Source organism: Candidatus Electronema sp. TJ (assembly GCF_048287355.1).
Classification (GTDB): domain Bacteria; phylum Desulfobacterota; class Desulfobulbia; order Desulfobulbales; family Desulfobulbaceae; genus Electronema.
This window is the reverse complement of sequence record NZ_JBLWEP010000029.1, coordinates 9,104-19,863: the sequence shown is the minus strand read 5'-3', so window position 1 is coordinate 19,863 and position 10,760 is coordinate 9,104. Positions and strand designations below refer to the sequence as shown.

Genomic DNA, 10,760 nt, shown 5'->3' with positions numbered 1-10,760 from the left:
CTGGGCGGCTATCCGCTCGGCTTCTGGTTCGCCCAGCAGGGTTCCATCTACGGCTTTGTCGCGCTGATCTTCTTCTATGCGTGGCGGATGAATCAGTTAGACAAGCAATTCGGCGTGAGCGAAGAATGAGTCAGCAAACTGTCAACTGGCTGGTGGTGGGATCAACCTTTGCCCTCTATCTGTGGATCGCGGTCAGAGCGCGGGCAGGCACGACCGGTGAATTCTACGTTTCCGGCAAGGGCGTGCATCCGGTGCTCAACGGCATGGCCACGGCAGCGGACTGGATGTCCGCCGCCTCCTTCATCTCCATGGCGGGCATGATCGCCATGAAGGGCTATGACGCATCTGTCTTCGTCATGGGCTGGACCGGCGGCTACTGTCTGCTGGCCATGCTCCTTGCCCCCTATCTGCGCAAGTACGGCAAGTTCACCGTGCCCGCCTTCATCGGCGACCGCTACTACTCGGACGCGGCGCGCATCGTCGCGGTCATCTGCCTGATCATCGCCTCGCTGACCTACGTCATCGGCCAGATGAAGGGCATTGGCGTGACCTTCTCCCGCTTCTTCGAGATGTCCTATGAGTGGGGCTTGGTGGTCGGCATGATCATCGTCTTTGTCTATGCGGTCTGGGGCGGCATGAAGGGCATCACCTACACCCAGATCGCTCAGTACTGCGTGCTGATCTTCGCCTACACTGTGCCTGCTGTCTTCATTTCGCTTCAGCTAACCGGCAACCCGCTGCCGCAGCTTGGTCTCGGCGGCCAGGTGAACGACGGCTCCGGCATGTACTTCTTGGACAAGCTGAACAAGACCCTGCTGGATCTCGGCTTTGGCGAGTACACCGCCCGCAAGGACAGCATCCAGAACATCTTCCTCTACACCCTCTGCCTGATGATCGGCACCGCTGGTCTGCCGCACGTCATCACCCGCTTCTTCACCGTGCCCAAGGTGCGCGACGCGCGCTCCTCAGTAGGTTGGTCGCTGGTCTTCATTGCCATCCTCTACACCACGGCTCCGGCAGTCGGGGCTATGGCCCGCTTCAACCTGATGGAGACCATCCGGCCCAACGGCGGCGAGTGGATCAAGTACGAAGACCGGCCTGAGTGGTTCAAGAAGTGGGAGGCGACCAAGCTCCTTCAGTTTGAGGACAAGAACGGCGATGGCCGCATTCAGTATCTCAAGGACAAAGACAAGAACGAGATGGTCAAGGTGGACAACGACATCATGGTGCTGGCCAACCCGGAGATCGCTCATCTCTCGCCGTGGGTCATCGCCTTGGTGGCCGCAGGCGCAATCGCCGCTGCGCTGTCCACTGCCGCTGGTCTGCTCTTAGCCATCTCCTCGTCCGTGTCGCATGACCTGCTCAAAGGCATCTTCATGAAGAACATGAGCGACAAGAACGAGCTGCTGGCAGGCCGCATCGCCATGGCTGGAGCAATCCTCTTGTCTGGTTACTTCGGCCTCAGACCTCCGGGCTTCGCGGCGCAGGTGGTGGCCTTGGCCTTTGGTCTGGCCGCCTCGTCCATCTTCCCGGCGATCATGATGGGCATCTTCTTCAAGCGGATCAACAAGGCGGGTGCCATCGCCGGAATGCTCTCAGGCATCAGCGTGACCCTGCTGTACATCTTCTGGTTCAAGGGCTGGTTCTTCATGCCCGGCACCGAGATGGCCAAGGATGTGGCGGAGAACTGGCTCCTCGGCATCTCACCCGAAGCCTTTGGCCCCATCGGCGCATTGGTGAACTTCTTTGTCGCCTACGCGGTGTCCAGCGTCACCCCGCCGCCGCCGGAGCACATCCAGCATCTGGTTGAGGACATCCGCGTACCTGGCACGCTGAAGAGAAAGTAGCGCAGGGCAATACAAGGCCATTGCAGCGGCATCCCGGTTTGCTCCGGGATGCCGTTTTCTTTTGCTCCCCGGCCAAGGCGGAGGATGGGATTCTTTCTTGCAGGGTCTTGAGAGGCTGGGTATGTTAGGGGGACTCTGCTGCACGCGTCCTGAGCGGCAGGCTGTTCCGCCCAAGGTCGGCGGCGAAGCCATGCTTTCACGCATCATCCACGCTTCTTGACACCATGCAGATAACCCTGAACGGCCAGAGCACCGCAACCGCAGCTCTCACCCTGCTCGACATGATCATTGAGCAGGGCTTTGCGCCAGATGCTGTGATTGCCGATGTCAACTTTGAACTGATCAAAAGAGAATGCTGGCAGGATCATCTTCTCCACGAAGGAGATACAGTTGAGCTGCTCAGTTTTGTAGGAGGAGGCTGAGATGAAGGAAATGATGAACGCGGCGGACGACAGCCTGCTGCTTGGCGGGGTGCGCTTCGGCAGCCGCCTGCTCACCGGCACAGGCAAGTTCGCCTCGCGGGAACTGATCGCCCCAATGCTCGCAGCAAGCGGATCAGAGCTGATCACCGTGGCTTTGCGCCGGGTGGATCCTCAGGCAGGAGAGCAGGACATCCTGCGCTATATCCCGCCGTCGGTGCGGATACTGCCCAACACCTCTGGTGCACGCACTGCCGAGGAGGCAGTGCGCATTGCCCGCATCGCCCGGGCGGCAGGCTGTGGCGACTTCATCAAGATCGAGGTGATCAACGACAACAAATACCTGCTGCCGGACAATGCCGAGACCCTGCGGGCCACAGAAATTCTTGCCAAGGAAGGCTTCATTGTCTTGCCCTACATGTTTCCTGATCTGACTGTGAGCAGGCGGCTGCACGACGCGGGCGCGGCTGCGGTGATGCCGCTTGGTTCGCCGATTGGTAGCAACCGGGGCCTGGAGATGAAGGCGATGATCAAGCGGATGATCGAAGCAAGCAAGCTGCCGGTTATTGTGGATGCAGGCATCGGCAAGCCCTCGCAGGCCGCCGAGGCAATGGAGATCGGCGCGGCGGCGGTGCTGGTCAACACCGCCATCGCCACCAGTGCGGACCCGATCATGGCTGGCAAAGCCTTTGGCCTCGCCGTGCAAGCCGGGCGGCTGGCGCGATTGGCCCAGCTAGCCGGGGAGAAGGACTATGCCGATGCCTCCTCGCCCCTGACCGGCTTTCTCCGAGCATGAGCATGTCCTTCCTCAACGTTGCTCTTGTCTTGGAATCCTTTGATTTCGATGCCAGCCTGCGGGCCGTGACCGCTGCGGATGTGGAGCGCAGCCTGTCCCGCGATGAGCAGCTGGACCGCCGCGACCTGCTCTGCCTGCTCGCCCCGGCAGCGCAGCCTTACTTGGAGGCAATGGCCCAGAAAGCCAGACAGCTCACCTTGCAGCACTTCGGCAGGGTGATCAGCCTGTATGCGCCGCTGTACATCTCGGATTACTGCGCCAATGCCTGCACTTACTGCGGCTTCCATGCAGGCATAGACTTTCCCCGCACCAAGCTGACCTTGGACGAGATCGAGCAGGAAGCGGCAGCCATCGCCGCCACCGGCATCCGGCACATCCTCGTCCTGACCGGCGAAGCCCCGGCGCAAACCCCGCTGTCCTATCTGGCCGACACAGTGCGGCTGATGAAGAAGCACTTCTCTTCCATCGCCTTGGAGATCTTCCCGCTCGATGAGGACGGCTACCGCACCCTGCGCGAGGCTGGAGCCGATTCCCTGACCATTTATCAGGAAGTGTACGACCGCGCTGTATACCAGGAAGTGCATCCGGCAGGACGGAAAGCGGACTATGCCTGGCGTTTGCAAACCCCGGAGCGCGGTGCCCGGGCCGGTTTCCGCGCGCTCAACATAGGGCCGCTCTTCGGCCTTGGCGAACCGCACCGCGAGGCATGGCTGGCCGCGCTGCACGCCCGCTGGCTGGAGGAGGAGTTCCCGGATGTGGAACTCTCCCTCTCCCTGCCGCGCATGACCAAGGCCGCAGGAGCCATTGCGCCCCGTCATCTGCTTTCGGATATTGATTTTGTCCAGTTCATGCTTGCGTGGCGGCTGTTCATGCCAAGGCTAGGGATTACGATTTCCACCCGCGAGGCCCCCGCTTTCCGTGACCGGCTGGTGCATCTTGGCGCAACCCGCTTTTCCTCCGGCTCGAAAACCGGCGTGGGCGGCTATGCTGTCAGGAAGCAGGACGAAGCCCCAGTGCAGTTCGCCGTGACCGACAACCGCAGCGTGGCGGAAGTGGCGGCCATGCTCCGCCGCAATGGCTGTCAGCCGATCTTCAAAGACTGGGAGCTGGTCTGAGCCGCCAATGCCTCGGATTCGGTTGCCAAGGCTTCGGACTCGGCTGCCAAGGCCTTGATCTCGGCCCCGCAGGCGGAACAACGAGCCGCAAACGCCTCCTTTCCTCGTCCTGCTGGTGTTTTTGCGCTCGGAACCGCCTTTTTTCCGGCTCAGAATGGCTCATTCCCCTCTGGCAATGAGCCATTGCCAAGAGGCAATGCCTCATTGCCAGCAAGGAATGAGCCATTGCCAGAGGGGAATGTCACGTTGCCAGCTGGCAATGCCTCATTGCCAGAAGGGAATGCCGCGTTGCCAGCTGGCAATGCCTCATTGCCAAGAGGAAATGCCTCATTGCCAGAGGGGAACGCCACGTTTCCAGCTGGCAATAAGCCATTGCCAGAGGGGAATGCCTCATTTCCAACCGGGGTTTGAACAGCGGCGAGGCCGTCAGGGGAGAGCCAAGCAAAGTGCCTTCTGCTTGCAAAGACTGAGGTTCTGGTGCGAATTGAGGCGGCTTTCTCCGCAACACTCTTCCATTCTTCCAGCATGACAAATTCCAAGCTGCGTCCTGCGGTCTTCCTTGACCGCGACGGCACCATCAACGAGCAGATGGGCTACATCAACCATCTCAGCCGCTTCATGCTTCTGCCTGGCGCGGCGCAGGCAGTCCGCAGGCTGAATGAGGAGGGCATTCCCGCAGTGGTGGTGACCAATCAGTCCGGCCTGGCAAGAGGGTATTTCCCGCCTTCTCTGCTGGAGGCTGTTCACGCGGAGATGGAGCGGCTGCTGGCAGCGGAAGGCGCGCGGCTGGACGGCATCTATGTCTGCCCGCATCATCCAGAGGCCAAAGTGGCGGAGCACCGCATGGCCTGCCGCTGCCGCAAGCCCTTGCCCGGCCTGCTGGAGCAGGCCGCCGCCGAGCTGCATCTTGACCTTGCCCGCTCCTTCATGGTTGGCGACCGCTGGTCGGATCTGGAGTGCGGCATTCAGGCCGGAGCCGCGCCGGTGCTGGTGCTGACAGGCTACGGCAGAGGCGAGCTGGAGTTTGTCGGTCCGCAGAAAAAGAATCAGCCAGTTCTGATTGCCGAGAACCTGTCGGAGGCGGCGGAGCGCATCATTCAGCTGCTGCGGCATGAGCGGAGCGGCCAGCGGAGGCCCTGTCTCCTGCAACGGATTAAAAATTAAAACATCTTGTGAGTAAAAAATATTTGACAGGGTCGAGATGCTGAAGATAAGATATGGCTATCTTTCGGCCACACATCCCATTTCATCCTATTAAAAGGGGGCACAGAACAAATGAGCGTCAAAACAACAGCCAGTTACCTCGCCAGCGGTCTTTTCCTGCTTCTTTTCTCCGCAGCCTGCGTCTGCTCTCCGCCTGACAGCGGGAAGTCTGCCGCTGACGGCGGCCAGAAACAAGCTGTTCAGGAGCAGCAGGCCCAAGTCCCAGCGCAGCAGGAGGTCCAAGGCGGCGAGGAGATGATCGTCGAAGACGGCGGCATGGTTGAAGGAACAGAGGCTGCCGTTGAAGAGGCTCCTGCCGAGAGCACCGGCGGCGAGGAGATGATCGTCGAAGACGGCGGCGCAGTGGAAGGCGCAGAGGCTGCCGCGCCTGCTGAGAGCACCGGCGGGGAGGAAGTGATCGTCGAAGACGGTGGCGCAGTTGAAGGAACAGCCTCTGCCGTTGAAGAGGTTCCTGCCGAGAGCACCGGCGGCGAGGAAGTGATCGTCGAAGACAGCGGCGCAGTGGAAGGCGCAGAGGCTGCCGCTCCTGCTGAGACCACCGGCGGCGAGGAAGTGATCGTCGAAGACGGCGGCGCAGTGGAAGGAACAGCCTCTGCCGTTGAAGAGGTTCCTGCCGAGAGCACCGGCGGCGAGGAAGTGATCGTCGAAGACGGCGGCGCAGTTGAAGGAACAGCACCTGCTGTTGAAGAGGTTCCTGCCGAGACCATGGGCGGTGAAGCCGCAGTGGACGGCGAGCCGGTCATCGTTCAGTAAACAGCTGCGCAAGCGGCGGACTGCGCGGAGGGATTCCTGAGAAGGAGTCCCTCCACCGCTGCTGAAGTTCTTGTCCTGCCTTCTCTCCCCGCTTCATGCCGCAGTTCTTTCGCCATTCTTCACTCATTCTTTCAGGACATGCCATGATGTCACCGCACACCGCCTGCGCTGCCGAACTGATTAGCTTCCTCCGCTCCTCGCCCACTGCTTTTCATGCCGCCGCCTCAGCCGCCGCCCTGCTGGTGGAGCAAGGCTTTATTCGGCTTGAGGAGCAGGCAGCATGGGGCCGTCTGGCTGCGGGCAAATATTTTGTCCTCCGCAACGAGTCCAGCCTGATCGGCTTCACATGGAACAGCAGCGGCCCGTTCCGCATGATCGGTGCGCACACAGACAGTCCCAGCCTCAAGCTGAAACCGAATCCGCTGCGGCGGGAACAGGGCTGTCTTCAGCTCGGCGTGGAGATTTACGGCGGTGCGCTGCTCCGGCCTTGGTTTGACCGCGAGCTGTCCTTGGCTGGCCGTGTGGCTTGGCGGGACAAAAACGGTGGCCTCAGCTCGGCCCTGCTCGATTTTCAGCGGCCTCTGGCAGTTATCCCCAGCCTCGCCATTCACCTCAACCGTGAGGCCAACAAGCAGCAGGAGATGAACGCCCAGACCGACATGACCCCGCTGATCGGCCTTGCCGCCGAAACAGCCGCCGCCTTTCAAGAGCTGCTGCTTGAGGAGCTGCGCCGCTGCCGCCCGGAGGCTGAGCCAGCCGGAATCATTGATCATGAGCTGTTCCTGTACGATCCCGCCCCGCCCACGCTGACCGGGCTGAAAGGCGAATTCATCACTGGTGCGCGGTTGGACAATCTCGTTTCCTGCTTCGCTGCCGCGCAGGCCCTGCGCAGTGCTGACAGCGGCTTGAACTGCCTGATTGTTCTGAATGATCATGAGGAGGTGGGCAGCGTCTCCGCCGCCGGAGCGCAAGGGTCATTCCTCCGTGACGTGCTGGAACGGCTGAGGCCAGATCCCGAAGAGCGGCAGGCGGCCTTGCGCGGCTCGTTCTTCATCTCCGCTGACAACGCCCACGCCGTTCACCCCAATTTCGCGGCCAAGCACGACTCTCTGCACCTGCCGCAGCTCGGCAAAGGCCCGGTGATCAAATTCAACGCCAACCAGCGTTACGCCACCACTGCCGCTTCAGCGGCTGCATTCCGCCAGCTCTGCGCCAAGGCGGAAGTGCCGGTTCAGGAATTCGTCTCCCGCAGCGACATGGGCTGCGGCTCGACCATTGGCCCGCTGACTGCCGCCGAGCTGGGCGTGGAGACCGTTGATGTCGGCATTCCTTCGCTGGCCATGCACTCCATCCGCGAAACCGCCGCCAGCGTTGACTGCTGGCATCTCTGCCGGGTGCTACAGACTTTTTTCCAGCCCTGATTTCATCTCTTTCTCTTTCCTCGCAAAACGGCTGCAACAGGGCGGCAGCAAGAGACTTATTCTTGCTGATACCACGTGGCAGCACACGCACGATGTGGCACGTCTTTCTGCAATTTCCTGAAAAGTATGACATTGTGGCAGTTGACAGCCGCCACAATCTGCGCTAAAAGAAAGTCTTTTTTCTGTGCGACGAACACACTGGCCGGAAGGCTGCCCGGCCTTAAGATACTTTTTAAAACTAAGGAGAATGTGATGGCTTTTTCGAGGAGAAATTTTCTCAAATACGCCGCCATGTCCGCCGGAGGCGCGGCAATCGCCGACACGCCGTTCTTCTCGGCCCGCGCCAGAGCCGAGGCTGAAGGCGGCGATGTCAAGTATGTGCCGACGAGCTGCGAGATGTGCTTCTGGAAATGCGGCGCAATCGCCAAGGTTAAAGACGGCAAGGTGGTGAAGCTGGAGGGGAATCCGCTCCATCCGCAGAGCTTGGGCAAGCTCTGTGCGCGCGGCCAGGCAGGTATCGGCCAGCTCTATGACCCGGACCGCCTGAAAAAGCCTATGATCCGCACCGGCGAGCGAGGCGACGGCAAATACAAGGAAGTGAGCTGGGAGGAGGCTCTCAGCTACACAGCGGAGAAGCTGAAAGAGGTGATGGCCAAGCACGGACCGGAGTCTGTCGCCATGATGTCGCACGGCTCGCCGGGCGATTATTTCACCCACCTGCTTAAAGCACTGGGCACCGGCAACATCGCTTTCCCCTCTTTCGCCCAGTGCAAAGGCATCCGCGACGCGGGTTGGGAGATCACCTTCGGCCACAAGCCCGCCACAAGCTGCGAGCGGGTGGACATGCGCAACAGCCGGGTCATCGTCCTTTTCGGTACCCACCTTGGCGAGAACATGCACAACTCCCAGAATCAGGAATTTGCCGAGGCAGTGGGCAACGGCTGCAAAATCATCTGCGTTGACCCCCGCTACTCCACCGCCGCCTCCAAATCTTTCCTCTGGCTGCCGATCAAACCTGGCACCGACACCGCCCTGCTCCTGACGTGGATCAACCTGATTATCAGCCGCGAGCTGTATGACAAAGCCTACGTCGAGCAATACACGGTCGGCTTTGACAAGCTGAAGGAGGCAGTCGCCCAGTACACGCCGGAGTGGTGCGCCAAAGAAACCGACCTGCCAGAGGCGGACATCATTGCCGCCGCTGAGGAGCTGGGTCGCTATGCGCCCAACGTGGTGGTGCATCCGGGCCGCCATCTCGCTTGGTATGGCAACGACGCGCAGCGCGTCCGGGCGATGGCGATCATCAACGCCATTCTCGGCACTTGGGGCCGTAAGGGCGGCATGTGGCTGCCGCCCAAAGGCAAGTTCCCCAGCTTCAGCGACGGTGCGCCTAAATATCCCGATCCAGCCAAAGCTCCGCTGATCAAAGGCGATTATCCTTTTGCTGGTGGTGAAGGACTGACTCAAGTGGTGCGGGAGGCGGCCATCTCAGGCACGCCCTATCCGATCAAAGCCTTGGTCATCGCTGGCACTGATCTGCTCAAGGCCCTGCCTGCGCCTGAGCTGACCCGCAAGGCGATCAACAACCTTGATTTCATGGTTGCGATAGACATCATGCCTGCCGAGACCGTGATGATGGCCGATGTCATCCTGCCTGAATGCACCTACTTGGAGCGGCATGACGGCCTGTTCAAAGTCGAATCCAGAGAAGCGGGCGTGGGCATCCGTCAGCCTGCGGTTGAGCCAATGTATGACACCAAGCCTGCTTGGTGGATAGCCAGCGAGCTGTGCAAGAAGATGGGCAAGCCGGAGTTCGCGGTCAAGGACAGCTGGGAAGCGCGGATGAAACGCCAAGCCGAAGCATGGGGTGTCAACTACGCCGAGCTGGCTGACAAGGGCTATGTCAGCCTGCCGAACAGCGCAGCCCCATACATCACGCCGGACAATCAGCCTGAGTTCCCTACAGACTCAGAAAAGATCGAGCTGTTCAGCGCGGCCTTGGAGGAGCACAATTTCGATCCCATCCCCAAGTACGAGCCGACCGAGCAGCCAGGCGAGGGCATGTACCGCCTTGTCTATGGCCGCAGCCCGGTGCACACCTTCAGCCGCACCGTGAACTCGCCGTTCCTCTGGGAGCTACAGAAGGAGAACGAGCTGTGGCTGAACAAGAAGGAGGCGGACCGCCTGGGAGTCAAGAACGGCCAGCGGATACGGCTGGAGAACCAGGACAAGGTGGTCAGCTCGCCGATGCGGGTGAAGGCGACCGAGCGCATCCGTCATGACTGCGTCTACATGGTGCATGGATTCGGCCATAACTCACCCCGGCTGAGCAAGGCGCACGGCAGCGGTGCGGACGACCAAGAGCTTATAACTCAGTATAAAGTGGACCCTATTACCGGCGGGACCGGCATGCGGGTCAACTTCGTCAAGATCCTTAAGGAGGCCTGATAAATGCCCAGATATGTCATGGTCATTGACCAGTCCCGCTGCATCGGCTGCATGGCCTGCGTGGCCGCCTGCAAGCGAGAGAACGATGTGCCAATGGAGCATTTCCGCACCCGCGTGGTGGAAATGGTGCGGGGCGAGTTCCCGCAGCTGAGGACGGAAATGCGTTCCGAGCTGTGCAACCACTGCGACCACGCTCCCTGTGTCAGCATCTGCCCCACCGGGGCCTCGCACAAGGAGAAGGACGGCACCGTGCAGATTGACCGCAAGAGATGCGTGGGCTGCAAAGCCTGCATCACTGCCTGCCCCTACGATGTGCGCTACATCCATCCTGAGCACGGATGGGCGGACAAATGCTCCTTCTGCCAGCACCGTCTCAACGAGAAGAAAGAACCTGCCTGCGTGGCCACATGCATCGGACGGTCAAGAAGGTTCGGCGATCTCGACGACCCGGAGAGCGAGGTCAGTCATCTCCTGAGGGAGAACAGCTGGCGCGTGCTGAAGCCTGAGGTCGGCACCCAGCCGCACGTCTATTACATCAACCAGTTTCCCAGAAAGAGCTGAGGAGGAGAGCGAACATGGAACTGAGCATTACCGGCGCCAACGCCATCACCTATCCAGTCATGCACGTCTGGGACTGGCGGGTGGCTGTCTACCTCTTTCTCGGCGGCATGTCTGGCGGGCTGATGAGCATGAGCGCCATCAACTACGTCAGGTCTAAGAAAGGGCCTGTTGACAGC

The 10,760-nt window shown here is 60.7% G+C and carries 11 protein-coding genes; 10 read left to right on the top strand and 1 reads right to left on the bottom strand.

What is annotated here, in order from left to right; translation table 11 throughout:
• The 5 genes from ACNKID_RS03765 to thiH all read left to right on the top strand — a co-directional run.
• The coding region (locus ACNKID_RS03765) for a DUF4212 domain-containing protein (protein WP_417912103.1) at positions 1–129 on the top strand (129 nt) is incomplete at its 5' end.
• A complete protein-coding gene (locus ACNKID_RS03760) occupies positions 126–1,847 on the top strand; it encodes a sodium:solute symporter family protein (RefSeq protein ID WP_417912101.1) in 1,722 nt (573 codons plus the stop codon). The genes ACNKID_RS03765 and ACNKID_RS03760, both read left to right, overlap by 4 nt.
• 224 nt (positions 1,848–2,071) lie before the next feature.
• On the top strand, positions 2,072–2,269 hold the full coding sequence (thiS, locus tag ACNKID_RS03755) for a sulfur carrier protein ThiS (RefSeq protein WP_417912100.1): 198 nt from the start codon (positions 2,072–2,074) through the stop codon (positions 2,267–2,269).
• A 1-nt stretch (position 2,270) separates the two neighbouring features.
• The gene (locus ACNKID_RS03750) at positions 2,271–3,062 is read left to right on the top strand and encodes a thiazole synthase (RefSeq protein ID WP_417912099.1); all 792 of its coding nucleotides are present in this window, start codon (positions 2,271–2,273) and stop codon (positions 3,060–3,062) included.
• Between the two features lie 2 nt (positions 3,063–3,064).
• Positions 3,065–4,177, top strand: a complete 1,113-nt coding sequence (gene thiH / locus ACNKID_RS03745; RefSeq protein WP_417912098.1) for a 2-iminoacetate synthase ThiH — start codon at positions 3,065–3,067, stop codon at positions 4,175–4,177.
• A 149-nt stretch (positions 4,178–4,326) separates the two neighbouring features.
• On the opposite strand, the gene ACNKID_RS03740 is transcribed toward thiH, so the two are convergent.
• On the bottom strand, positions 4,327–4,704 hold the full coding sequence (locus tag ACNKID_RS03740; protein WP_417912097.1) for a hypothetical protein: 378 nt from the start codon (positions 4,702–4,704) through the stop codon (positions 4,327–4,329).
• Here ACNKID_RS03740 and gmhB point away from each other — a divergent pair.
• From gmhB to ACNKID_RS03715, 5 genes are all read left to right on the top strand, one after another.
• Positions 4,703–5,341, top strand: a complete 639-nt coding sequence (gene gmhB, locus ACNKID_RS03735; RefSeq protein ID WP_417912096.1) for a D-glycero-beta-D-manno-heptose 1,7-bisphosphate 7-phosphatase — start codon at positions 4,703–4,705, stop codon at positions 5,339–5,341. The two genes, ACNKID_RS03740 and gmhB, sit on opposite strands and share 2 nt — an antisense overlap.
• A gap of 111 nt (positions 5,342–5,452) precedes the next feature.
• Positions 5,453–6,154, top strand: coding sequence for a hypothetical protein (locus ACNKID_RS03730; RefSeq protein ID WP_417912095.1), 702 nt, complete (start codon positions 5,453–5,455; stop codon positions 6,152–6,154).
• A 146-nt stretch (positions 6,155–6,300) separates the two neighbouring features.
• Positions 6,301–7,575 (top strand): M18 family aminopeptidase, encoded by a 1,275-nt coding sequence (locus ACNKID_RS03725; RefSeq protein WP_417912102.1) that lies wholly within the window; start codon positions 6,301–6,303, stop codon positions 7,573–7,575.
• 252 nt (positions 7,576–7,827) lie between these two features.
• Positions 7,828–10,023, top strand: a complete 2,196-nt coding sequence (locus ACNKID_RS03720; RefSeq protein ID WP_417912094.1) for a molybdopterin-containing oxidoreductase family protein — start codon at positions 7,828–7,830, stop codon at positions 10,021–10,023.
• A 3-nt stretch (positions 10,024–10,026) separates the two neighbouring features.
• On the top strand, positions 10,027–10,584 hold the full coding sequence (locus tag ACNKID_RS03715) for a 4Fe-4S dicluster domain-containing protein (RefSeq protein WP_417912093.1): 558 nt from the start codon (positions 10,027–10,029) through the stop codon (positions 10,582–10,584).
• The last annotated feature ends 176 nt before the right edge of the window (positions 10,585–10,760 follow it).